Genomic DNA, 25,620 nt, shown 5'->3' on the forward strand with positions numbered 1-25,620 from the left:
AACAGATGATAGCCTAAAATAGATGGGCGTTAGTAGTAGCTTTAAAATAAAGGGGAAATTGGGTGAAATATTGTCCACTCAATCTTTCTGAATAAACAAAGCAAAAATAGATACTTCAAAAAGAAGAATTTGGTCTATTTTTGGTTTTTTTTTGTCTAAAAATAAGCTGTCTGTTGCTAATTAACGAAAACTTAATATTTGAAATGATATTGTAACATTTCAAGTGTTTTGGAATAATCAGAAGGGGTGAAGAGCTTGGCTGGACACGTAGTAAAATACGGAAAGCACCGCGAAAGAAGAAGTTTCGCACGTATCAGTGAAGTATTAGAATTACCAAATTTAATTGAGATTCAAACAAACTCTTATGAATGGTTTTTAAAAGAGGGTTTGCGGGAGATGTTCGAAGATATCTTGCCGATTAAAGACTTCAGCGACAAGCTATCGTTGGAATTTGTCGGGTATGAACTGAAAGAGCCCAAATATACTGTTGAAGAAGCACGTGCCCACGATGCAAATTATTCTGCACCTATCCATGTCACTTTAAGATTAGACAATAAAACAACTGGTGAAATCAAATCCCAAGATGTGTTTTTTGGCGATTTCCCATTGATGACGGAAATGGGAACATTTATTATCAATGGGGCAGAGCGTGTCATCGTTTCTCAACTCGTTCGTTCACCCGGTGTTTATTATAATAGTAAAATAGATAAAAATGGCCGTGAAAGTTTTGGAACGACAGTTATTCCAAACCGCGGAGCTTGGCTGGAACTTGAAACAGATGCCAAAGATATTTCTTACGTGCGTATCGACCGGACACGTAAAATCCCTCTGACAGTTTTGATCCGTGCCCTAGGTTTTGGTTCAGACGATACAATTTTGGAAATGATGGGAGAAAATGAAAGTCTTCGCTTAACGATTGAAAAAGATATTCATAAAAATGCTTCTGATTCTCGAACAGAAGAAGGACTTAAGGATATCTACGAACGCCTGCGTCCGGGAGAACCTAAAACTGCGGATAGTTCACGCAGTTTACTTTACACTCGTTTTTTTGATCCGAAACGCTATGATCTTGCAGCTGTGGGACGATATAAAGTTAATAAAAAACTCAGCTTGAAGACCCGGTTATTAAATCAAGTTTTAGCAGAAACTTTGGTAGATCCGGAAACTGGTGAGATTCTAGTTGAAAAAGGAACAGAAATCACTCATGATATCATGAAAACATTGGAGCCTCATTTAGATAACGGCTTGAACAATGTGACTTATCAGCCCTCTGAAGACGGCGCTATGACGGATCCTGTGACTTTACAAATAATCAAGGTTGTTTCTCAAACAGACCCGGATCGTATTATCAATGTGATTGGTAATGGACAGATTGAGAGCAGTGTAAAAGTTATTACACCGGCAGATATTATTGCTTCATTGAGCTATTTCCTTAATCTTCAGGATGGTGTCGGTCATACGGACGACATCGATCATCTAGGAAATAGACGTATCCGTTCCGTAGGTGAATTATTGCAAAATCAATTCCGTATCGGTTTAGCCCGTATGGAACGTGTAGTCCGCGAAAGAATGTCTATCCAAGACACTGAAACATTGACGCCGCAGCAGTTGATTAATATCCGTCCAGTGGTTGCATCAATCAAAGAATTCTTTGGTTCTTCACAGTTGTCCCAGTTTATGGACCAAACCAATCCGTTGGGAGAATTGACCCATAAACGCCGGTTGTCAGCATTGGGACCAGGCGGATTGACTCGTGACCGTGCAGGTTATGAAGTTCGTGACGTGCATTACTCTCACTATGGCCGTATGTGTCCGATTGAAACACCAGAAGGTCCGAACATCGGATTGATGAACAGCTTGTCTAGTTATGCTAAAATCAATAAATATGGTTTTATCGAGACTCCTTACCGTCGTGTGGACCGTAAAACAGGCAAAGTGACAGACCAAATTGATTATTTGACTGCAGATGAGGAAGACCATTACATGGTTGCCCAAGCTAACTCTTTGTTAAATGACGACGGCTCATTTGTTGACGAGTATGTTATGGCTCGTATTCAAAGTGATAACTTGGAAGTTTCTATTGATAAAGTCGATTACATGGACGTATCGCCAAAACAGGTAGTAGCTGTAGCGACTGCTTGTATTCCGTTTTTGGAAAATGACGACTCAAACCGTGCTTTGATGGGTGCCAACATGCAACGGCAGGCAGTGCCTTTGGTTCAACCGTCGTCTCCTCTTGTAGGGACGGGTATGGAATACAAGGCAGCTCATGACTCCGGTTCGGCACTGATAGCCCAACATGATGGGGTTGTGGAGTATGTGGATGCTGACGGCGTTCGTGTGCGTCGTAGCAACGGTACTTTAGATAAATATACAGTCAGCAAATTCCAGCGTTCAAATGCAGGGATGTGCTACAATCAGCGCCCTCTTGTGGAGCTGGGTGAAAAAGTCGAAACAGGAGATGTTTTGGCGGATGGTCCTTCCATGGAAAACGGCGAACTGGCTTTAGGACAGAACGTTTTAGTCGCCTTCATGACTTGGGAAGGTTACAACTACGAAGATGCGATTATCATGAGCCGACGTCTGGTGAAAGATGATGTCTATACTTCTATTCATATTGAAGAATACGAATCAGAGGCCCGCGACACTAAACTGGGACCGGAAGAAATTACCCGGGAAATTCCAAATGTTGGGGAAGATGCATTAAAAAATCTAGACGAGATGGGAATCATCCGTATCGGCGCAGAAGTCATTGACGGAGATATTTTAGTCGGAAAGGTAACCCCTAAAGGAGTGACTGAATTATCAGCCGAAGAACGTTTGCTCCATGCGATTTTTGGTGAAAAAGCTCGTGAAGTCCGGGATACATCTTTACGTGTGCCTCACGGCGGCGGTGGTATCGTCCATGATGTGAAGATATTTACGCGTGAAGCTGGCGATGAATTGTCACCAGGTGTCAATATGCTGGTTCGAGTTTATATCGTTCAAAAACGTAAAATTCACGAAGGTGACAAGATGGCGGGGCGTCATGGTAATAAAGGGGTAGTTTCCCGTATCATGCCGGAAGAAGATATGCCGTTCTTGCCAGATGGCACCCCAGTGGACATCATGTTGAACCCGCTAGGCGTACCGTCACGGATGAACATCGGTCAGGTACTCGAACTTCATCTAGGAATGGCAGCTCGAAAGCTTGGTATCCATGTGGCAACACCAGTATTTGATGGTGCTACCGAGGAAGATGTTTGGGAAACAGTTAAAGAATCAGGAATGGCCTCAGACGCAAAAACGATCCTTTATGATGGAAGAACAGGTGAAGCCTTTGATAACCGTGTGTCAGTAGGTGTGATGTATATGCTGAAACTAGCGCACATGGTTGATGATAAATTACATGCTCGTTCAACTGGTCCTTACTCATTGGTTACACAACAACCACTTGGAGGAAAAGCACAATTTGGTGGACAGCGTTTCGGAGAAATGGAAGTTTGGGCACTGGAAGCTTACGGTGCAGCATATACGCTTCAGGAAATTCTAACTTATAAATCTGACGATGTGGTTGGACGTGTCAGAACTTATGAGGCGATTGTCAAGGGAGAGCCGATTCCAAAACCAGGTGTTCCTGAATCGTTCCGCGTGTTGGTAAAAGAATTACAGTCATTAGGACTTGATATGCGTGTGCTTGATGATGAAAACAAAGAAATCGAGTTGCGCGATATGGACGATGATGAAGACGATATGATCACAGTGGATGCGTTGACTAAATACGCTCAAGAGCAAGCTGAGAAAAGTGCGGCAAAAAATGATTAGTTCAGATGAATCGTTGTTGTGCTGTTGTAAAGAAGGAAATGGAGGGAACACCTTTTGATCGATGTAAATAAATTCGAAAGTATGCAAATCGGTTTGGCTTCTCCAGAAAAAATTAGAAGCTGGTCTTACGGTGAGGTTAAAAAACCAGAAACAATCAACTACCGTACATTAAAACCTGAGCGTGACGGCTTGTTCTGTGAACGGATTTTTGGACCCAGCAAAGACTGGGAATGTGCCTGCGGCAAGTACAAACGTATCCGCTACAAGGGAATCGTCTGTGATCGCTGCGGTGTGGAAGTCACACGCTCAAAAGTGCGCCGTGAGAGAATGGCCCACATTGAATTAGCGGCACCTGTTTCTCATATCTGGTATTTTAAAGGCATTCCAAGCCGGATGGGTCTGATTTTAGATATGAGTCCCCGGGCACTTGAGGAAATCATTTATTTTGCTTCCTATGTGGTCACAGAACCCGGCGATACTGCGTTAGAGAAAAAACAACTTCTAACAGAGCGCGAATACCGCGAAAAACGTGAACAATACGGCCAGTCTTTCCAAGCTGGCATGGGAGCCGAAGCAGTGCAAAAGCTCTTGGAAGATGTGGACTTGGAAAAAGAAGTGGCAGAACTAAAAGAGGAATTAAAAGTTGCTTCAGGTCAAAAACGGACCCGTGCGATCCGCCGTCTGGATATTTTAGAAGCTTTCCGTCAATCCGGCAACAAGCCGAATTGGATGGTGATGGATGTGATCCCAGTGATTCCGCCAGATTTGCGTCCTATGGTTCAGCTTGAAGGGGGACGTTTTGCGGCCAGTGACTTAAATGACTTGTATCGCCGCGTAATCAACCGGAATAACCGTTTGAAACGTTTGTTAGATTTGATGGCACCGAATATTATTGTACAAAACGAAAAGCGTATGCTTCAAGAAGCGGTGGATGCTTTGATAGATAACGGACGTCGTGGACGCCCGGTCACTGGACCGGGAAATCGTCCATTGAAATCCTTATCACATATGCTGAAAGGGAAGCAAGGACGTTTCCGTCAGAACTTACTCGGGAAACGTGTGGACTATTCAGGACGCTCGGTTATCGTTGTTGGACCGAATTTGAAAATGTACCAGTGCGGTCTGCCGAAAGAAATGGCCATCGAGTTGTTCAAGCCTTTTGTTATGCGGGAGCTGGTTCAACGAGAATTGGCAAGCAATATTAAAAATGCTAAACGTAAAATCGAGCGTCAAGAAGATGATGTTTGGGACGTGTTGGAAGATATTATCAGGGAGCATCCGGTCTTGCTGAACCGTGCACCTACCTTGCATAGACTTGGTATTCAGGCTTTTGAGCCGGTACTGGTGGAAGGACGAGCAATCCGTCTTCATCCGTTAGTCTGTGAGGCGTATAATGCTGACTTTGACGGAGACCAAATGGCGGTCCATGTACCTTTAAATGAAGAAGCACAGGCGGAGGCACGTTTGCTGATGTTGGCGGCTCAAAACATTCTAAACCCTAAAGACGGCAAGCCAGTCGTCACACCTTCTCAGGACATGGTTTTGGGGAACTACTACCTGACCATGGAAGAAGAAAATCGTGAAGGGGAAGGCATGGTCTTCCGCGACATGAACGAAGCTGTGTTGGCATTGCGTAATGGTTACGTACATCTTCACACACGTGTTGGTTTGCAAACGTCCAGTTTGTCTCATAAGCCGTTTACAGAATGGCAAAAAGAGCGAATCTTGATGACAACGGTTGGAAAAATCATCTTTAATGAAATCATGCCGGATGAATTTCCATATCTTAATGAGCCGACAGATTATAACCTGGTGGTTGAAACACCGAATAAATACTTTGTTGAGCCCGGAACCGACATAAAAGCGAGCATTCAGGCGCAGGAGATAATCCTGCCGTTCAAGAAAAAGCATTTAGGAAACATCATTGCTGAAGTCTTTAAGCGATTCAAGATTACCGAAACATCACGGATGCTTGACCGTATGAAAGACTTGGGTTACCATCATTCAACCTCAGCCGGTATTACTGTTGGTGCTGCTGATATTGTTGTCCTGTATGAAAAAGCCGAAATGATCGAACAAGCTCACAAACAAGTCGATAATGTAACTAAACAGTTCCGTCGGGGACTGATTACAGATGATGAGCGATATGAGCGAGTAATCGGTATTTGGAATAAAGTAAAAGATGAAATCCAAGTGAAATTGATGGAAACACTGGATGCCAAGAATCCGATTTTCATGATGAGTGATTCAGGTGCCCGTGGTAATATTTCCAACTTTACTCAGCTGGCAGGTATGCGTGGATTGATGGCAGCTCCTAGCGGACGTATCATGGAATTGCCGATTATTTCAAACTTCCGTGAAGGCTTGACGGTTTTGGAGATGTTTATTTCCACTCACGGTGCACGTAAAGGAATGACAGATACCGCTCTGAAAACTGCTGACTCGGGTTATCTGACTCGTCGTCTGGTGGATGTTGCCCAAGATGTTATTATCAGGGAAACTGATTGTGGAACTGACCGCGGCTTGGAGATAGCAGCTATCCGTGAAGGCAATGAAGTCATCGAGACTTTGGAAGAACGTCTATTAGGACGTTATGTTCATAAGGCAGTGACTCATCCGGAAACTGGAGAGGTGTTAGCTGATAAAGGCGATTTGTTAAATGAGGACATGACTAAGGCAATTTTGGATGCTGGGGTAGAAAAAGTGACCATCCGTTCAGTCTTTACTTGTAACACTAAGCATGGTGTTTGTAAGACTTGTTACGGACGTAATATGGCAACAGGTTCAGAAGTTGAGGTTGGAGAAGCAGTTGGTACCATCGCTGCCCAATCAATCGGTGAGCCGGGGACACAGTTGACCATGAGAACTTTCCATACCGGAGGAGTTGCCGGAGATGATATTACCCAAGGTTTACCGCGGGTACAGGAAATCTTTGAGGCACGTAATCCAAAAGGACAGGCGATTATTTCTGAAGTTACTGGTACGGTCTCAGAAATCAATGAAGATGCTGCGACGCGTATGCGTGAAATCACAGTGACTGGAAAAACCGATACAAGAACGTATACTGTTCCATACACTGCACGACTAAAAGTTGCTGAGGGAGATGAAATCCATCGCGGGGATCCATTGATGGAAGGGTCGATTGAACCGAAACAACTGTTACAAGTTAGAGATGTAATTTCTGTCAGCACCTATCTGCTTCGCGAAGTACAAAAAGTCTACCGTATGCAAGGGGTGGAAATCAGCGACAAGCACATTGAAGTAATGGTACGTCAAATGTTGCGTAAAGTTCGTGTGATGGACCCAGGCGATACAGATGTCCTGCCGGGAACATTGCTGGATATTTCTGATTTTAAAGATCAAAACTATCAAACATTGATACATGGTGGAACTCCAGCGACAGCTCGACCAGTCTTGTTGGGAATCACTAAAGCTTCCTTGGAGACAAATAGTTTCCTATCAGCTGCATCATTCCAAGAAACCACACGTGTTCTGACTGATGCTGCTATTCGTGGCAAGCGTGACCCGCTGCTTGGTTTGAAGGAAAATGTTATCATTGGTAAGATTATTCCTGCTGGTACGGGGATGGCGAAATACCGCAATATGGAACCGAAAGAAGTCGGAGTAGCCAGTGAAAATGTTTATAGTATTAGTGATATTGAAGCACAAATGGCAGCTGAAGATGCCTTGTTAGGCAACGAATAAAAATGAAGCCGTAACATGAGCAGCTGTCAACAGCCTTGGAGATTAAAAATTCCGCAAAAATCTTTTTTAGGATTTTTGTGGAATTTTTTAATTAAACAAGACATTTTAAAAAATTGATGGCCGTAAAAATGTAAATTTCCTTTTCCCATGTTTAAGACGTAGAACTTGCTCAAAATGCTCATGCTTTATTCTTTGCTTCTTCTCGGAAACAATGGCCACAATGGAATTATCTAAATTGAGCACTTGATAAATATTGCCTAGCATCTTTTCGGTCGGATTATCTTTTTTCATGACTCCTTCCCATTGCACCATAAGTCCATAGGGTAAATCGGTAATAACAATGTTAATATTTTTAAATGGCGGGAGTTGCGAATGAGTGATATCCCACTTTAAACATTGAATATCTTTTGGCAATCTTTTAGAATCTGATATCATGGTCTGTAGCCGCTCCACACTATGCAGTGCTTTCAGTTGGGCTTCTTTACCGTCTTTGTCATAATCGTATTGAAGTCGTGCTCTCTTTTGCAGTAATCCGCTGGTTGTAAGAAGGCTTAAATTTTTTTTGGCGTATTCAAGAGTTTTTCCATCAATATCAGTACCGTATATTTTATTTAAATTTTTGCTGTAAATAAATCCAATCACAGTTAACAAATGCCCGCCGCCACAGCAAGGATCATAAATAGAGAGATTCTCTGAAGAGTCTAGGTAAGATAAACATCTTGCCGTAATCTCGCTTGCTATCCTTACAGGAAATGCCGGTGTTCTCGGAGCATTAAGGATGACCCTGTCACTGGAAAAATCACTATAATCTTTTTTGCTCGTCTCAAATTTAAATTTCATGTTTGGATACCTCTTTAGATGGCACTAAATTATATTGAGAGAAACTCGAAAATGATATAGGTGGCTAAGAGATGTTTTACAAAAATCAGAAGATACGAGATTCTTGGTTAAAAAGAATTAATAACACTTTATAGTGAATGTTGAACCATCCATATACATAATAAAAATAACGAATATAAATTTTGTATTACTTGTTTTGTTTTATTAGTGGATTGTTAAAAGATATTTCAAGTCTATTTTAACAGGGCTCCTATTTTTGGCAAGTATTAATTATCGTTTTTTACGAGGGTATTGAATAACGGATATCATTTGATATATTTGTTCGGTATTAAAGTGATATATCCAATAAAAGTTTATAAAATAACGATATTAATAGAATTTTACTGTGTGTGGCAAAGACACAGACAGCAAACAGGAACAGCCAGAAATTATTTGTTGAATTGTTTGGCATGATATCATCGTGTCATCACCATTAGTAGTAATTAAAAAATCATCCCAAAGGAAATTTTCAAATCTCTTTTGGAATGATTTTTTCTATTGTTTTACCTTAATTTTTAAAAGCAAAGTAAAACTATTTGTATTAATCTAATTTTAAAAGCAATGCATTGAAGGCAACGATGACCGTACTGACGGACATTAGTGCGGCTCCGACTGCCGGACTCAGCATAATGCCGATTGGAGCGAGGATTCCTGCGGCTACAGGCAGAGCGATCAAATTATAACCGGCTCCCCACCATAAGTTTTGTTTCATTTTCCGGTTAGTATTGCCTGCCAATGATAGTAGATGAAGAATATCATTCGGATTACTTCTGACAAGGATGATATCCGCGGAGTCTATCGCAACATCTGTTCCGGCGCCAATGGCTACCCCGATATCAGCTCTGGCCAAACTTGGCGCATCGTTGATACCGTCGCCAATCATCATAGTGTGCTGCTGTTGATTTTTGTATGATTGAATGATTTGATCTTTTTCTTCCGGATGGAGTTCGCTATGGACATCGTCAATGCCAAGTTGTTCCGCTACTAGATTAGCAACTTGCCGGTTATCACCGGTCAGCATCACGGGTGTAATTCCTTTTTGTTTTATAGCAGCAATCATATCCTTAGCATCTGCTTTGAGTTGATCTCCTTGGGCAATCATCCCAATCACAGAGTCATTTTCCAATAAATAGCTGATGGAGTTGCCTTGCTCTGAATATTTCAAAAAAAGTTCTTTATCATAAGTTAATTTTTGTTGTTCCAGATATTTTGCATTGACGATTTTCCAGTCCTTTTGTTCAAATTTTCCCGTCAGACCTGTACCTGCAATCGTATTAATTTGTTCAAATTTTGGTAAGGTCAGTGCTTCTTTTTTGGCGGCTTCTACTATTCCGATTGCTAAAGGATGGCTCGAAAAGCTTTCCAGACCTGCAAATAAGCCGAGGATTTCTTTTTCAGAGTAAGCTTGGTCAAAGGAGGAAATATTATTAACTGAGAAATTTCCTTCAGTCAGCGTTCCGGTTTTGTCCATTAAAATCATATCTACTTCAGGAACGATTTCCAAAGCTTGTCTGTTTTTAATCAGCAAACCATTTTGCGCCCCTAAAGAGGTAGTTCGGGCAACGACTAGGGGAACTGCAAGTCCTAGTGCATGAGGACAAGCGATGATCAAAACTGTAACTAGCCGCTCTAAAGCAACATTGATATCTTTCGTCACAGACAGCCAAACAATAAAGGCCAGCACTCCGATGATGACGGCAACATAAAATAGCCAGCCAGCAATTTTATCAGATAGTGCTTCTGCCTTGGATTTTTCTTTTTGCGCTTCAGAAACCAGTGTCATGACTTGAGACAAATAGCCGCTCTTTCCTGTTGCTGAGACTTCAATCACCAGCGAGCCGTTTCCGTTAGAAGAACCGCCGATGACTTCATCGCCAATACTTTTTATGATTGCTTTGGCTTCTCCGGTCAGCAGGGATTCGTTGACCGTACTCTCGCCTTTAATAACGGTGCCGTCAACCGGGATGTTTTCGCCGGCATGTACGATGACTTTATCAGCTACCTGTACGTCACTTAAAGGAACCGTTTTGGTTTTACCGTCGTCTAGTTGTAAAAGAGCCTCATTGGGTAAAAGTTCAGCCATTTTTTTTAAGGCATTCCCGGCGTTTCCTACCGCGTTCATTTCAATCCAGTGCCCCAACAGCATGATGATGATGAGGCTGGCTAACTCCCAAAAGAAATCCATAAAGTGTTGATGATGAAAGAATAGTTTGGCAGTAAAGGCGTATAGGCTATAAAAATATGCGACGGATATCCCCAGTGAAATAAGGGTCATCATCGCCGGTTTTTTTTGCGACAATTCGTTTTTTGCTCCTGAGATAAAAGGAGCACCCCCGTAAAAATATAAAATCGTAGCTAACACCAGAACGACCCAGTCTGACCCGGGGAAGGTTATCTGAAACGGCAGTGTGATGCCCATCATTGGGGACATGACTAATATTGGGATTCCTAAAAATAAAGAATAGAAAAATTTCTTTTTGAATAGCCCGGCATGTTCAGAATGGTGTCCGCCGTGATTCCCATCATTATGGATGTGATGTTCATGATGGTTTTCCATCGGTTGCCTGTGATCGTGTGTCGTCCCATGTTCATGGATGGTTTGATGGTCATGAGACGTTTGTTTTTCATGGTGTTGATGCTCTTGTTTCATATTGGTGGTGCTCCTTTCTCGAATTTTCCCATCTAAAGAACGAAAGTATCCGGAATACTTTTCACTTTGTGTCTAGGGATGGTCATCTGACGATTAAAACATTACATTTGGCATGTGTGGTTGCGTAATGGGCAATCGAACCTAGCAAAGATTCACTGATAAAATGTCTTCCTGTTGCACCCAGAACGATAAGATCAGCATCGACAGTTTCCGGCAGTGTGACTGCTAAAAGTTTTTTTGGGGAACCTTCTTCAATAATGGACGTGAGATTGGTAAAGCCCATATTTTTGGCTTGTTCTTCCAAATCTGAATACCGATTTTCACACTCGTTTCTCAATTCATCTAAAGCGGCGCCAGGAAGATAGTTGGCAATGTTGTTGATGACTTGTACCACGTGAAGTTTAGCGTTACTTTGTTTGGCAGTGGCAACAGCTTGTGCAAAAGCAATTTCCGACGCTTCTGATCCGTCCACACCTACGATAATGTTGTCATAATTCTCTTTTGCTGTCATGGTAACCCCTCCTAATTTTTTTTGAAGCAAAATACTCACCTATATTATAACACGGAGGATATGATAATACGTGTGAGATGAATTGTCTGCTCTGTTGTAAGGTGGAGATGATAATAGGAGCAAGTTGAATTTTAATTATGTACTTGAAATAGTTGGTGGAATAGTATATCATAGGTAATTGTTGATGGAAAATTTAATAAATTTTGCCGCCTTAGCTCAGCTGGTAGAGCACCACCATGGTAAGGTGGGGGTCGTCGGTTCAAGTCCGACAGGTGGCTCTAGGTCAATCTCTTGTGTGTCAAGGGATTGGCTATTTTTTTTCGGAAATTTCATTTTAAAATAAAGTTCCCTGCCATGTCAGCTAAGGTTTTGCTATACTGTAGAAGAGGAGGGAATAATATGAAAAAAATAGTGGTACTTTTTGGGGTTTTATTACTAGTGGGGTGTTCAAAAAAAGAGATGCAAGAGGTACAACCTAAAAATACTTCAACTGATGAGAGCTCGCTTTCAACCAGGGAAACTACTTCGGAGAGTAAAGAGAAGCCATCCGAACAAACGGTGACCACCTCTTCAACAGTTTCGGAAGAAGAACGCCAAAGACAAGTATATGAAGAAAAAATAAATCAATATAACAACTTGCCGGAAGAAATGAAAGTATATTTAGCGACGACCACGGTTGACAGCAGGGCAGAATCTCCCGATCTAATGGGTTTTTCAATTTTTTATAATTTTGAAGGAGATAAACTCTATGTACAAGTGCACTCAGGAGCAGGAGTGGGGCACCCGATTTTTGTGCTGCAATATGATAATGAGTATATTTACCCTGTGGAAGGTGTTGTCAATGTATCAATAGATGATATTCAAGCTGTTCAAGTAAGCACGGCACCTGTCTCAAAGATTGACCTTTTAGAAAAATACCTTAATGCAAAAAGCAGTTATGATAACGGTGTGGCAAATCTTGAAAATATAGCGGAATTACCGGATTGGTTTAACCAAAAGAAAGCTTACCTAAAATAATATTTTTGCCTAATCAAGCATTCGAGAGAGTGGGTGCTTTTTGGAAACGAAAAAGAGGCTGACCCATAAGTCTCAAAAATAGTAAAAAGGGAACCAAAATCAATAAAAAGATTTTGGTTCCCTTATTTTTTTGTTTATTTAAGAGGTTCTTCCGCTGATAGGCAGTTAACTTTCTCAGATTAACCGCCATAAATGCAAAACCTAATTCGTTTCTCACCTTATCTTTACCTCTTACTGAAAATCGAGTGAAGCCTAAATTAGCCTTCAGATTTCCGAAGGCTGGTTCTACGTCTATTTTTCTTTGACCATATAATTTGCCTGTTCGTTCGTCTTTCAGAAGTGTCTGAACGTAAGCTTTAAAATAGTCCCAATTGCCGTTTTTTTGAATCATTCTATTACGACCCGACTTCGCTTTGGTACATTGAGAACGAACTGGGCAGTTTTCACAAGAAAGACATTCGTATATTTTTAATTGTCGTTGGTAGCCATAGTTATCTATACGATTGGCATAACGTTTAAACGGGACCTCACGGTCAATGGGACATAAATAGGTATCTCTTAACTCATCATACCGCCAATTCAAAGGATTAAAACGATTCTTTTTAAAACTTCTCTTTTTCTCTTTGCGGTACATCCCATAGGTTATCAAAGGTGTTTTTTCAAAGCCATCCACAATAGTTTCATAGTTTTCTTCACTACCATAACCGGCATCTGCCACAATATAGTCGGGTAAATCAAAATAGGTATTTTCTATGGTCCGTAAAAAAGGAACTAAAGTTCTCGTATCCGTAGGATTCGGAAAGATGTCATAAGCTAGGACATATTGTTGATTGGTCGCAATTTGGACATTGTAACCTGCTTTTAGTTGCCCATTGCGCATATGATCCTCTTTCATTCTCATAAAAGTGGCATCGTGATCTGTTTTGGAGTAACTATTTCTCTCACCTAAAATAGCTTTTTGACGGACATACCGTGACTGACGTTCTTTAAAATCAGAGAATTGCTTCAAGGCTTGTTTAGGTGCCTTTCGTTGAGAGCGTAGTTGTTTTCGTTTTTTAGCGCAGTCAGAGGTCTCAATTTCTTGAGTCAAATTTTCTACACTTGTTTCTAATGCCGTGATGATTTTTGAAAACTCTTTGTCTGAAAGGTCTTTGTCTTCATCACAAATAGAAGGAATGATGGTTTCCTTCACGAGTTGTTGATAAATCTCTTTTGATTTCTCTGTCAACTTAGCTTCATACTTTTCAATGCTTTTTTTCCAGACAAATGTGTATTTATTGGCATTGGCTTCTAACTTAGTACCGTCAATAAAGATGGCATCTGTTTCGATAAGATTCTGGGAAACCAAAAGGTTTCGGAATTGAATAAAGCATTCTTCTAATAACACTTGCATCTGAGGATGTACACGAAACCGATTAATCGTTCTAAAATTGGGTTGCTGGGATTGTGTCAGCCAGCGAGCGCGAATACTGTCTTTAGCTAGCGCTTCAATTCTTCTGCCAGAAAAAACAGACTGCGTGTAACCGCACAAAATCAACTTCAACATCATTTTAGGATGATAAGAGGTTGCACCCATCTGATGGTCAAAAACCGAGAAGGCTTTTTCTGGCATGCTTTCTACAAGTTCATTGATTGCAAAAGCGATGTCACCCTTTTCCAAATAAATTTCTAAATCTAGTGATAAAGTGACTTGATTCATGTTATAATCTTTGTACATAGATAGCACTCCCTTTTGGTTATGGTTGGTACTTTAATTATACAAGGAAGTGCTATTTTTATCGCTAAAAAAAGGAACAAAATCATAAAAAGATTTCGTTCCTTTTTGCATTGAATGAGGACTTATGGGTCAACCTCTTTAATGTTTTTTTCTTGTATGCTTAGCAGAGGGATTGTCCATCAGAGACAAATCAGTTTCTCATGCTCGCATTTTTAATCTGGCTGTCGATTACATCTTCATCCAGGAAACTTCTAAGAGATTTCCATCGGGGTCAAGTATCTCGACGCCGTACATTTCTTCCTCCGGCACTCCAACATCTACTCTATAATAGTTGCCGCCATTTTTTCTAGCTGTTTCCGCCATTTCTTTTACGATATCAGGGCTATCCACATAAAAAGAAATAAATATCCCAGTTATTGCTTTCGTGTCAGCGATTTTTTTATCATCAATAATCTTTTCAAAAAAATTGTAGTTCATCAGAACGACCCAGAAATTTTCATCCCAAACCATGGTTTTGACATCTTCGATAGAAAAGTTTTCGTTTTGTTTGAATCCCAGACTTTCATAAAATGTGACGGAGCGTTCCATATCACTGACTGGAACATTAGCATTTACCAAAGTGGGCATAGTAATATTCCTTTCTTTTTGGCTGGTTGCTGTGAAAATAACAGAAAATCAATGAGCTACATTTTCATCCACATAGGTTCTAGCGTATTGCCGTCTAAATCTTGAACTTCCAATCCATACATGTAATCTTCCGGGACATCGGTGTCTATATGGTAAACGTGTCCGCCGTTTTCTTTCGCCAATTCGCCGAAAATTTTTACTGCTTCTGCACTTTCCAGGGAAAAGGCAATTAAAGCACCGCTCATTGTTTTTGTGTCAGCTACTTTCCGGTCTTCAATAAACGATTGATAAAAGTCGCGAACTAAAAGCATAATGTTGAAATTTTCGTCCCAGACCATACAACTGGCATTGTCATCAGAAAATTCTTCGTTCTTTCTAAAACCCAAGTTCTCATAAAAGGTTGTGGAAGCTGTTAAATCTTTTACTGGAAAATTTACAAAAACCATTGTTGCCATACGCTCATCCCTTTCATTATTCAATAACATATTAAAAACGATTAATCATTCTTAATACGTTATTATATTAACACGGATTAAATGAAAATAATATTGATAACACTTGAATTGTCAAGAAATCATTTATTTATAATAAGTGTTTTTTTATAATAAATAAAACCACTCTTTCGAGTGGCTGATGAGCAGAACAGGACATAACATTTTTTGATTTTATAGGGTGTCACAAACTATTAACATTGCTCATCATAATAGTATACGCAAAATATATAACTTTTGTGGAAATTTTTAAAATTACAATAGGGATATTGGCAAGTTTAAGTGTAGAACTGCTGTTTGTTTTCCTGAAATTTGTTTGGTTGTTTCTTCGTAGATTGCCAGCAGATTTTTATCCGATATCAGCTGAGCTGATATTTTTTTCGTAATTCAGTGTTTTATCTTTAAGTTTATTCGAGCGTGCTGAAAGCCTCTACAATAGTTGTACGCCGTAAGTCAACGGCTAATTTCCAGCTGATAAAAGTACAGAGTACCACAGTGATTACTGATAGGAGAAGTGTCTGTGTGATTGGATAGTCATATGTTTTTCCTAAAAGGTAAATTTCGGCATAATGATATTGTGCCAGTGTCACCGGAATAGAAATCAGTGTGGCTATTAATAAAGAAACTAAGGCAAAGATAATATTTTCAAAAATAATCATCTTTCTTAATTCGGCAGAAGTCATGCCCAAAGCTTTAAAAAGGTAGAGCTCTTTTCTACGGGTTTTGATTCGGTAAGTCAGATTGTTGCTTAAGTTGGTAATAACCAGCAGAAAAGCAACGATTGAAATGCCAATCACGTAGACCATTTCTTTGCGATAAACCGATGCTAGCTGTTCTTTTTCATTTATCAGACTTCTGGCAGTCGCCTGCTGATTTTCAACGGCTAAATGAATGAGCCGTTCTTCGATTTCTTTTTGCTGTGAAGGGGTGGCCTCTTTTTTTATTGACAGGTTTACTGTTTCGTAAGTAGGGGAAGGAACGATTTTTTGATAGTTGTCTTGGCTTGTTATGAGTATTGGATAAGTCTGTTCCAACATTGAGACAAGGGGCATATAAGGATAATAAACAATGGCTATTATTTTTAGTTCTTTTTCAAAATATTTAGCGGTGTCGTCTGTCATCTGCCAATATTTCTCATCAACCGTTTGTAAATCTGCCCGGTACTTAAATTTTATTTTTTCACCGACATGGTAATCCATCAGCAGCTGTCCTTCTTTAAAAAAGCCGACGGTCCCTTTAGATTTTCCGGAGCTGCTAATGGTCGGCATGGCAATAATAATCTCGTCACTGTCGATTTTATCGGGATCAAATGTTCCATCCATCAAATAGGGGGATAGTTTTCTCAATGCAGAAGCATTGTATCCTTTAAATTTGGTGTGGTAAAGAAGGTGTTTCCTGTCCTTTCCTTCCCCTGAAAAACCATAGTTTCGTTTTAGATTTTTATTTTGTCTTGCAAAATATTCCTTATTTCTTTTTACCCCTGGGTCTATGACTTTAACAGGTAGAGCAGATTGGCTTTCAACTTCTTTGATACCAGCAATATTTTCGATATTTTTAAGAGTTTCATTTTTGATTCCTGCTTGGCTATCCATATCATCATAGCTGCTTATCATAAAATCACTGTTATAAAAAGAAGTCGCTAACCGGATTACTTGATTTTCTTTTGCAAGAATAGCTTGGTAGCTTAATCCGATAAAAAGTGTGCAAGACAGTGTGATAGACAAGATGACAAAAAGAGAGGTTTTGACATCGCGAAAAACATATTTCAGTCCCAGCATGTGATAGACTTTCAAAAGACTTTGCGTTGCTTTGATTTGAATAACATTTAAAGAGATTCCGTAATCGGGTTTATCACCAAAGATTGTTTCAGTAATGGAGTCGTTATTCATTTTTTTGCTGCCGATTATCCCGATTAAAATTATCATTATCACCAGCACCAAAAGAGCAAATAAGATTACAAAAATGGGGATAACTAAATCAAAGGTATCTGCTTTTCCCCAAAAATAAATTTCTATGGCCTGATCTTTTGAAAAGTAAGTAACAGCCAGAGCAATAAGAAAGCCTAAAACAATACCAATGGGGAGGCTGATAAATGTCAAAAGAGACATTTCTGTTAAAATCATGTGTTTCACTTGATTTTTGGTTAATCCCAGTGCCCGAAGAATCCCGTACTGATCTTGTCGTCCCAAAAGAGAAATGCGGTAGACGCCGTAAATAACCAAAGAACATACAGAAATCAAGAGTACACCCATAGCCATATCAAACCAGAAAAGAATGCGGGTATCTTCTTGCCAAACATTTTTTTGGATTTGATTTTCAGATAAGGACAACTCTTCCTGAATAGCAGCTATATATTTTTCTTTGTCAGCATTTTTAAAAGTCACTGTAGCTGTGAGCGAATCATCTCGTATCTTGTCGACTTCCAAGAACGTATACAAATTAACCGCAGCTGCCCGTTTGTTGAAAGCTTGATCGTTAATAATCCCGACTAATGTATAACTTTCCTCCTTGAGTTCTGACGGCTCCTCCAAAAAAATTGTCGGCAGTGTCAATTTTTGCCTAAGTAAAGGGTTCAACCCGAGATTTAATAATGCCCATTTTTCTGCGACGATTTCATTAGGGCGCAGGGGCATCCGGCCGTCAAGCAAGGTGGAAACAGCTAAGATTTCAGTTTCGTTAGCGGCTAATACTGTTGCTTGCTGTCGGTCTTTTGTTTCAATATGCCCTAAGTAAGTACTGAGTCCTAAGTGTTCGATGGTCCCATTATTTTTCAGCAGATTGGCTTGTTGTCTAGTGATATCTTTGATCTCATAATCCATTGCAGTGTAAATAAAAAGATTTTGCTTAGCGGTAATCCGGTGATTTGTATGGAGCAGAATCAGCATACTTACCATCAAAGAGACAGCTAAAATAATACTGAAAAGTAATGCGGCTGTATTTTTACGATATTTTTTTATGAAGCGTAAAGTAAGTTTGAAAAGTGTCTTTCTTTTAATTGCCCGACTCATGTCTTCCCTCCTTTCAAACTACCTCACCGTCTTCCAAGCGAATTATACGGTCTGCAAGTTGTGCCACTTCTTCATTGTGGGTTATAATCACCATTGTTTGTTTGAAGCGTTGGCTTGTCATTTTCAGAAGACTTAAAACATCTTGACTGGTTTTGGAGTCAAGGTTTCCAGTGGGCTCATCTGCAAAAATAATGGCAGGCTTTGTGGCTAAAGCACGTGCAATAGCTACACGCTGTTGCTGACCGCCGGAAAGAGTGTTGGGATAGGCTGTTGTTTTTTCAGACAACCCCAGCAGTTTGATAACCTCAGTGATATAATCTATATCAATCATTTTGCCGTCTAACAGAATCGGAATGGTAATATTTTCCCAAACGTTCAGAGCAGGGATTAGATTGAATTTTTGAAAAACGAATCCGATATTTCTTCGCCGGAAAAGTGTAAGCTCTGTATCATTCAGTGCTGCAAGATTGATGTCATGAATGATTATTTCGCCTTTTGTCGGTTGGTCCAGTCCGCCTAAAATATGAAGGAGTGTGGATTTTCCACTGCCGCTTCTCCCAATAATCGCTAAAAATTCCCCCTTTCTAATCGCTAAGTTGATGCCCCGAAGTGCATGAACCTTTGTGTTTCCTTTGCCAAAGATACGCTCAACATCTGTTGCATTGACTACGTTCAATTACGTCACCTCCAAAAAAAAGTCTGTATTGCTCTTTACAATACAGACTATAACATTTAAAAGTATCCAACTAGTAACCGAAATGTATCACTTTTGATAGATTTCTTCTTTTGGAAGATATATCGAAAAAGTTGTACCTTCGCCTTTCTTTGATTGTACTTTAATATATCCTCCCTGTACTTCAATGATTTGACGGGAAAGATAAAGACCTATTCCTATACCTGATTTATCTGTAACCTGTTCACTGCGATAAAATCGCTGAAAGATTTTATTTTGTTCTCCTTCACTGACACCAATGCCGTTATCTTTCACGGAGATTTTCGTAAAAAAGGAAAAGCTTTCAGCAAACATTTTAATGTTGCTGTTATGTGGACTATATTTGATAGCATTATCGACGATATTCGCCAAAGCCTCACTTGTCCATTTGAAATCGAAAAATGCTTCTTCCGCTGTCTCCTTAAGTTGTAATGAAATACTTTTCTTTTGAGCATTGACCGAAAATTGCTCCATCATAGCAGTGAGCAGCAGGGTGACCGGCTGTTGCTCTATAGTTGGGGAGATTATCCCGCTTTCTAAACGTGACATTTTTACGAGCGAATGAATCAAAAAGTCCAGCTTTTCTGCTTGTTTAGCAATCAATCGACTTTCATTGGATTGAGTGTTGTTTTCTTCCAGCAGCTGTGAATAAAGCCTGATATTTGAAATCGGAGTGATGCATTGATGAGAGATATCTGAAATCAAGGTTTGAACTGCTTGTTTCTGACTGTGCATTTCCTCTTTGGAAAATTCTAGGCTTATGAGATAATGATATAGCTCATTTTCCAAGCTTGACAGGGAAGTGTCTTCGTATTGGGAAATTTTTAAGCGGTCATTTTTAGCATTATCCACTAATTGATGGAGCTTATTAATTAAGCGATCTTCCCGTTTTTCAAAAAATTTATAGAGCAATCCGATACTAATTGCAAGAATGACAGCACAGCAGAGAACGACGGCTAAAATAATAGTCATTTGCATCACATCCATGAGTAGCCCAAACCGTAAACCGTTCGGATATATTTTGGTTGGTTTGGATGATCCCCTATTTTTTTCCGCAATCGTTTTACCGCCATGGTCAAGGCATGGTTGTCAACGAAGTCAGTTTCTCCAGACCATATGTTGTCGATGAGAAACTCCCGTTTTAATGTGGCGCCCCTGTTATTCACCAGCAAATAAAGCAGTTTTTGTTCAGTTTTACTTAATTCGACCAATAGGCCATTTACTAAGAAAATCATATTTTCAAAATCAAAGGACAGGTTTTCAAGTTGGAATTTTGTTGTAGGGATGGTTTGCCGCAATTGTACAGCAACTCTTGCACGGAGTATCATCAAGCTGAATGGTTTCGTGATATAATCATTGGCACCAGATTCCAAGCCGATAATAATGTCTGACTCCATATTGTTTGCGGTGATAATGATGACTGGTATGTCACTTGAGGAGCGAATATCCTTTAGAAAAGCAAGTCCGTGACCGTCAGGCAAATTTAAGTCAAGCAATACCAAATCAACTGCTTCACTTGCGATGATTTCTTTTGCTTCAGCAATTTTCCGGCATTGAAAAAATTGATAACCTTCATTGCCAAGAGCAAGTTTTATCCCGTCATTGAGTTCCTGATCGTCTTCTAAAATAAGGATTTTTTTCATTGTTATCTCCAGTTGATTCGTAATGCATTTAGTTTATCATAGAATGGTGTTTTTTTGGTTTTTACAAAGGTAGACTTTAACTTAATTTGTTAAATGAAAATTTTTAAAAAATTTAAATACTATCTTTCTTTTTACCTAATAAATTTAAAAGATATGTGGCTATTTCATAATTTAGCAATTGGACAGGATTAGTTAGGTTTATATTTAAGATTTCTTGTATTTTATTAATACGATATTTTATGGTCTTTGGATGAAGAAAAAGTACTTCGGATGTTTTTTTAAAATTTCTGTTCTCTTTAAAAAAGGTCGAGAGAGTCTCAAACAATTCTGGATTTTTTTCAGAGAGAGAATAAAGTTCTTCGGGAATTAAATTAATGATATTCTCCATGTTATTATCTCGAACAAATGAGCTAAAAATCCCGAGATCACTAAAACAAACAATATTTTCTATGTGAAATTGCTTACTGAACCGCAATACATCTAGGCACTCCATCAAAATTTCTTTTAGACATCCTCTTTTTTTGACACAGCTAATAGCAAAAACTAAATTTGTATTATTTTCCACAAAGAGTGATAATTTGGCTTGTAATGTCTTTTTTGACACAGCATTTTCATTATCTGGAAAGTTGTATAAAACAATAATATAATTGTGATGTTCAAAGAAAATGGCCTTTGTTTTTAATAATCGAAGACAATTTCTTATTTCTTTTTCTAAGTAGCTATCTCTATGTTCAGAGATTGGGAAAGCTATTCCCTGATAGTTAGGATAATCATCCATCCCTGCCTCTTTTAGCAAACTTTCAAGTTCATCCATATTATTTGGGGTGTTTTGCAAGATGGCATCTGCCAGATTATTCATTCGTGTGAACCGGTCTTTTTTTATCAAATATTCCATCTGCAAACGTTCATTTATTACATCTATTACATTTTCTAGAATGATTAATTTGTATTCAGGCACAATTCTATTTTTATTAAAGACAATCAAACGACCGTTCTCTGTGAATTTATTGAAGATATTGGCTTGAACGGCGGTTGCTTTTTCACCAGTATCTTGGGACGATAATTCTAGAAATTCGTAATGGTATTTGGTAAATGGAGAATTAAGTATTTCCTGTTTGTTGGTAACTATAAAAGAGTCAAAACTTTTGCCAAAGTTGACTTTGATGTCCATCTCTTCAATAATCAGAGAACAAGGTTGATCAATAATCTGATAAAATTCTCTCATTATTTGATCAAATGGAGAAATGTTTCTTTCAAGTTTTGTAAAACGTTGCCTAACTTCATAATATGTTCTCAGAAGATGGGATTGGTAGTTTAAAATAGGCTCATATATTGCTAGCATGATGGCCTCATAACTGAAATCTTGATTGACTTTTATCAATGGGATTTGATACTCGAAACATAATTTTATCAACCAACTAGGAATCATGGTAATCAAACGGTCCATTTTAATGATTAATCCTGAAATACCGATAGACTTCATGTTTTTGAAAAAGTTAAGAACCTCAGTATGAGAAACACCAGTAAAAGCATAAAAAGAAGTGAGAATCAATTGCCCTTTTCTACTCCATTTTTCGATATCTATTGCTTCTAAGACCATGACAGATTCAACACTGTTTTCCAAACCAATATCACCCGTTAAAACTTTGCTACTTTTAAGTATTTCTAACTCTAGTAAATCTTTAATTTTCATTTCCCTTCCCTCTCTTTTTCCTCTTTTGGATAAAAAGTATAGCATTTTTTTAACCTTTAATCCAATGAAAACGCAAACATTTCAAAGTAAGATAATAGTATAAAAGTAAGGGGGAAGAAAAATGTTACACACAGTAATCTTGAAAAATAATTATCAGGATTCTATTAACTTGATGCTTTTGACGAGCCAGATCAATGACCTTGATGGAGTGGTGATGAGCCAGATTATGATGGGGACAGATGCAAACAAGGACATATTAAAGAACACTGGATTATTGACAACTGAAGCCTTAGAAGCGTCACCGAATGATATGATGATTGTTGTAAACAGTAAAAGTGAAGAAATTATGGATTCAGTTTTGGATGAAATAGATAAGTTTTTAGACGATTTGTCAACGAAAGAAGATACTGGATCAGAGAAATCTGCTTCTTCTTGGGACGAGGCGTTAGAAAATTTACCAGATGCTAATTTAGCAGTGTTCAGTATACCAGGCGAATATGGTGCTCCGGAAATGGAACGGGCATTGAAAAATGATTTACATGTTTTTTCTTTCACTGATAATGTTTCTGTTGAAGATGAAATAAGATTGAAAAAATTAGCACATGACAAAGGACTATTAATGATGGGGCCTGATTGTGGGACGGGAATCATTTCTAACACACCAATTGCTTTCACAAATGTGGTAGCTTCAGGAAACATAGGAGTGGTAGGGGCATCCGGAACAGGAATCCAAGAAGTAACAACGATTATTGATCGACTGGGAGGCGGCGTCATACACGCCATCGGAACTGGCGGGAGAGATCTTAGCGATGATGTCGGAGCAATTACAGCTAAGGACGCTATTCTTGGTCTTGAAAATCAAGAAGCTGTTGATGTGATATGCCTCATTTCGAAACCTCCTGCAAAAGATATCAGAAATGAAGTCGTGGAGCTTCTCCATAGTGTTACAAAACCAGTTGTTGCAATTTTTATAGGTGAAAAACCGACAGCACATGAGGGGAATGTTTATTTAGCCCATACCTTAGAAGAAACAGCAAAGATTGCAGTAGATTTGGCAAATGGGAACACAGTAAAATCAAATTATTTTGAAAAAATCTACAAACCAGATTTTCCAGTTCTGGAGCATAATAAAGTAGTAAAAGGTTTGTACTCTGGAGGCACATTAGCTGCAGAAGCCGGTATGCTGATTTCTGAAGCTTTGGGATTAGAGGGCTTAGTGAAAGAAGAGGGATACGTCCTTAAGTCAAATGGTTATGACGTTATAGACTTGGGAGATGATATTTATACTCAAGGTAGACCTCACCCTATGATGGATCCAGAATCTAGAGTACAAAAAATTTATGAATATGCAGCAGATAAAAATACAGGAGTCATTTTGCTAGATATTGTTTTAGGCTATGGGGCTCATCCAGATATGGTAGGAGCTTTGTTACCAGCAATTGAAGACGTAAAAAAAGAGGTCGAGGCAGAAGGTCGTGATTTGCATTTTGTAGCGACGGTATGCGGTACTATGAAAGATCCGCAAGACTATTCTGAATCTGTAAGAAGGCTTAGAGAAGCTGGTGTTTTAGTCGAAGAAAGCAATGCCAAAGCAGTACAACTGGCTTTGATGTTAAAAGGAATAGAAATTTTCGAAGAAGATAGGCCTGTTATCAAATATCTGGGAGAAGTTGTAGAGTTACCAAAAGTGAGTGAAAAAGTAACAGAGTTACTAACATCAAAACCAAAAATAATCAATGTGGGTTTGTCCAGTTTTAATGAATCAGTAATACAAAGTGGTGGAGAGTCACTACAATTCGATTGGCGACCAAGGGCAGGTGGCAATAAAAAGATGATCAAAATTTTGGATGCCCTAGAAGAATTTAACGAAACGATTGAAAAAGAAAATCAGATTGTACTTGACAAAATAAAGAATTCTCAGCCATTTCTGACTGATGTACTGCCGGCAAAAAATGTTATACCAATGCTTGACAGTGAACAAAAAACGTTGTTGCATGCTGGACCGCCTATTCAATGGGAAGAAATGACGGGACCAATGCAAGGTTCTTGTATAGGTGCTGTATTGTTTGAACGTTGGGCGGAAGATGAAGAGGCGGCCGTCCGATTGTTATCATCAGGTGCAGTCAGATTTGAGCCTTGCCATCATGTTCAAGCTGTGGGCCCTATGGGGGGAATTACTTCTGCCAATATGCCTGTCTTTATTGTGGAAAATCGTGCGGGAGGGAACCAAGCTTATTGCATTTTAAATGAAGGTATCGGTAAAGTGTTGCGCTTTGGAGCCTATTCGCAAGAAGTCATTGACAGGCTTGACTGGATCCGAGATGTACTAGGACCAACAATAAGTGGGGCACTTAAAATTTTGGATGGCGGCTTAAATCTTAACGTTTTAATTGCTCGTTCTATTACGATGGGGGATGAATTCCATCAGAGAAATATGGCAGCTTCGTTAAACTTTTTGAAAGAAATTGCACCACTAATCATACAAACAGACATACCAGAAAATCAAAAATATGATGTGATAAAATTTTTAGCAGATACCGATCAGTTTTTCTTGAACATCATGATGGCAACTGGAAAGGCAATGGTAGATGGAGCTAGAAAAGATACGAAGGGTACGGTAGTAACAACGATGACACGGAATGGTGTTGATTTTGGAATCAGAATTGCTGAAACTGGAGATGATTGGTATCTAGCACCTGTTAATACACCAAAAGGACTTTATTTTACTGGATATAGTGAAGAAGATGGTAATCCAGATATAGGCGATAGCGCAATCACTGAGACCGTTGGAGTTGGCGGAATGGCTATGGTTGCTGCTCCGGGAGTAACAAGATTTGTTGGGGCAGGCGGATTTCAAGATGCTTTGGCTATTTCGGATGAAATGGCTAAAATAAGCTTGGCGCATAACAGTAATTTTTCTATCCCTACCTGGGATTTTCAAGGAGCCTGTTTGGGGATCGATATAAGGAAAGTTGTAGAGTTGGGGATCACTCCAATAATAAATACCGGGATTGCACACAAAAAAGCCGGGATTGGGCAAGTTGGCGCAGGAACAGTTAGAGCACCTTTGAAATGTTTCGAAAATGCTCTAGAAGCATATGCTAAGGAATTAGGAATCAACTTTGAAAATTAGTTGGAAAAATTTTTATGAACATGAATAAAA

14 protein-coding genes, 1 tRNA gene and 1 pseudogene are annotated in these 25,620 nt (G+C 39.3%); 5 read left to right on the forward strand and 11 right to left on the reverse strand.

Going from position 1 to position 25,620, the window contains the following annotated elements:
• Positions 1 to 255: 255 nt before the first annotated feature.
• Both rpoB and rpoC read left to right on the forward strand, forming a co-directional pair.
• Positions 256 to 3,795, forward strand: a pseudogene (rpoB, locus tag AC4PHI_RS03355) (DNA-directed RNA polymerase subunit beta); the annotation flags it as partial.
• 63 nt (positions 3,796 to 3,858) lie between these two features.
• Positions 3,859 to 7,509, forward strand: a complete 3,651-nt coding sequence (gene rpoC, locus AC4PHI_RS03360; RefSeq protein ID WP_492200908.1) for a DNA-directed RNA polymerase subunit beta' — start codon at positions 3,859 to 3,861, stop codon at positions 7,507 to 7,509.
• Positions 7,510 to 7,614: 105 nt separating this feature from the next.
• Here the strand turns inward: rpoC and AC4PHI_RS03365 are convergent, their stop codons facing one another.
• From AC4PHI_RS03365 to AC4PHI_RS03375, 3 genes are all read right to left on the reverse strand, one after another.
• Positions 7,615 to 8,349 (reverse strand): N-6 DNA methylase, encoded by a 735-nt coding sequence (locus AC4PHI_RS03365; RefSeq protein WP_492200909.1) that lies wholly within the window; start codon positions 8,347 to 8,349, stop codon positions 7,615 to 7,617.
• Positions 8,350 to 8,929: 580 nt separating this feature from the next.
• Positions 8,930 to 11,038 (reverse strand): heavy metal translocating P-type ATPase, encoded by a 2,109-nt coding sequence (locus AC4PHI_RS03370; protein ID WP_492200910.1) that lies wholly within the window; start codon positions 11,036 to 11,038, stop codon positions 8,930 to 8,932.
• A gap of 82 nt (positions 11,039 to 11,120) precedes the next feature.
• Positions 11,121 to 11,549 (reverse strand): universal stress protein, encoded by a 429-nt coding sequence (locus AC4PHI_RS03375; protein ID WP_492200911.1) that lies wholly within the window; start codon positions 11,547 to 11,549, stop codon positions 11,121 to 11,123.
• Between the two features lie 205 nt (positions 11,550 to 11,754).
• On the opposite strand from AC4PHI_RS03375, the gene AC4PHI_RS03380 reads away from it, so the two are divergent.
• Together AC4PHI_RS03380 and AC4PHI_RS03385 are read left to right on the forward strand one after the other, a co-directional pair.
• Positions 11,755 to 11,827: transfer RNA gene (locus tag AC4PHI_RS03380), tRNA-Thr, on the forward strand.
• Positions 11,828 to 11,948: 121 nt separating this feature from the next.
• Complete coding sequence (locus AC4PHI_RS03385; protein ID WP_492200912.1) at positions 11,949 to 12,566, forward strand: hypothetical protein; 618 nt, start codon at positions 11,949 to 11,951, stop codon at positions 12,564 to 12,566.
• 13 nt (positions 12,567 to 12,579) lie between these two features.
• Here AC4PHI_RS03385 and AC4PHI_RS03390 read toward each other — a convergent pair whose 3' ends face one another.
• From AC4PHI_RS03390 to AC4PHI_RS03425, 8 genes are all read right to left on the reverse strand, one after another.
• Positions 12,580 to 14,283 carry an IS1182 family transposase gene (locus AC4PHI_RS03390; RefSeq protein ID WP_492200913.1) on the reverse strand — a complete coding sequence of 568 codons (1,704 nt, stop codon included), beginning with the start codon at positions 14,281 to 14,283 and terminating at the stop codon, positions 12,580 to 12,582.
• Positions 14,284 to 14,511: 228 nt separating this feature from the next.
• Positions 14,512 to 14,910 carry a VOC family protein gene (locus AC4PHI_RS03395; protein ID WP_492200914.1) on the reverse strand — a complete coding sequence of 133 codons (399 nt, stop codon included), beginning with the start codon at positions 14,908 to 14,910 and terminating at the stop codon, positions 14,512 to 14,514.
• A 56-nt stretch (positions 14,911 to 14,966) separates the two neighbouring features.
• The gene (locus AC4PHI_RS03400) at positions 14,967 to 15,365 is read right to left on the reverse strand and encodes a VOC family protein (RefSeq protein WP_492200915.1); all 399 of its coding nucleotides are present in this window, start codon (positions 15,363 to 15,365) and stop codon (positions 14,967 to 14,969) included.
• A gap of 443 nt (positions 15,366 to 15,808) precedes the next feature.
• Positions 15,809 to 18,409, reverse strand: a complete 2,601-nt coding sequence (locus tag AC4PHI_RS03405) for an ABC transporter permease (RefSeq protein WP_492200916.1) — start codon at positions 18,407 to 18,409, stop codon at positions 15,809 to 15,811.
• A 13-nt stretch (positions 18,410 to 18,422) separates the two neighbouring features.
• Complete coding sequence (locus tag AC4PHI_RS03410) at positions 18,423 to 19,085, reverse strand: ABC transporter ATP-binding protein (RefSeq protein ID WP_492200917.1); 663 nt, start codon at positions 19,083 to 19,085, stop codon at positions 18,423 to 18,425.
• Between the two features lie 87 nt (positions 19,086 to 19,172).
• Positions 19,173 to 20,093, reverse strand: a complete 921-nt coding sequence (locus AC4PHI_RS03415) for a sensor histidine kinase (protein WP_492200918.1) — start codon at positions 20,091 to 20,093, stop codon at positions 19,173 to 19,175.
• A 5-nt stretch (positions 20,094 to 20,098) separates the two neighbouring features.
• Positions 20,099 to 20,764 carry a response regulator transcription factor gene (locus AC4PHI_RS03420; protein WP_492200919.1) on the reverse strand — a complete coding sequence of 222 codons (666 nt, stop codon included), beginning with the start codon at positions 20,762 to 20,764 and terminating at the stop codon, positions 20,099 to 20,101.
• A gap of 112 nt (positions 20,765 to 20,876) precedes the next feature.
• Positions 20,877 to 22,457, reverse strand: a complete 1,581-nt coding sequence (locus AC4PHI_RS03425) for a PucR family transcriptional regulator (protein WP_492200920.1) — start codon at positions 22,455 to 22,457, stop codon at positions 20,877 to 20,879.
• 121 nt (positions 22,458 to 22,578) lie between these two features.
• Between AC4PHI_RS03425 and AC4PHI_RS03430 the strand changes: the two genes are divergently transcribed.
• Positions 22,579 to 25,590, forward strand: a complete 3,012-nt coding sequence (locus AC4PHI_RS03430) for a bifunctional FdrA/YlbE family protein (RefSeq protein ID WP_492200921.1) — start codon at positions 22,579 to 22,581, stop codon at positions 25,588 to 25,590.
• Positions 25,591 to 25,620: the final 30 nt, after the last annotated feature.

This window comes from Vagococcus sp. QWL-13 (assembly GCF_058683555.1).

Coding starts and splice junctions, on each gene's coding strand:
- AC4PHI_RS03420 (WP_492200919.1), bottom strand. CDS start 20,764: ATGAAAAAAATCCTTATTTTAGAAGACGATCAGGAACTCAATGACGGG.
- AC4PHI_RS03425 (WP_492200920.1), bottom strand. CDS start 22,457: ATGAAAATTAAAGATTTACTAGAGTTAGAAATACTTAAAAGTAGCAAA.
- AC4PHI_RS03375 (WP_492200911.1), bottom strand. CDS start 11,549: ATGACAGCAAAAGAGAATTATGACAACATTATCGTAGGTGTGGACGGA.
- AC4PHI_RS03395 (WP_492200914.1), bottom strand. CDS start 14,910: ATGCCCACTTTGGTAAATGCTAATGTTCCAGTCAGTGATATGGAACGC.
- AC4PHI_RS03400 (WP_492200915.1), bottom strand. CDS start 15,365: ATGGCAACAATGGTTTTTGTAAATTTTCCAGTAAAAGATTTAACAGCT.
- AC4PHI_RS03430 (WP_492200921.1), top strand. CDS start 22,579: ATGTTACACACAGTAATCTTGAAAAATAATTATCAGGATTCTATTAAC.
- AC4PHI_RS03390 (WP_492200913.1), bottom strand. CDS start 14,283: ATGTACAAAGATTATAACATGAATCAAGTCACTTTATCACTAGATTTA.
- AC4PHI_RS03365 (WP_492200909.1), bottom strand. CDS start 8,349: ATGAAATTTAAATTTGAGACGAGCAAAAAAGATTATAGTGATTTTTCC.
- AC4PHI_RS03415 (WP_492200918.1), bottom strand. CDS start 20,093: ATGACTATTATTTTAGCCGTCGTTCTCTGCTGTGCTGTCATTCTTGCA.
- AC4PHI_RS03385 (WP_492200912.1), top strand. CDS start 11,949: ATGAAAAAAATAGTGGTACTTTTTGGGGTTTTATTACTAGTGGGGTGT.
- AC4PHI_RS03405 (WP_492200916.1), bottom strand. CDS start 18,409: ATGAGTCGGGCAATTAAAAGAAAGACACTTTTCAAACTTACTTTACGC.
- AC4PHI_RS03370 (WP_492200910.1), bottom strand. CDS start 11,038: ATGAAACAAGAGCATCAACACCATGAAAAACAAACGTCTCATGACCAT.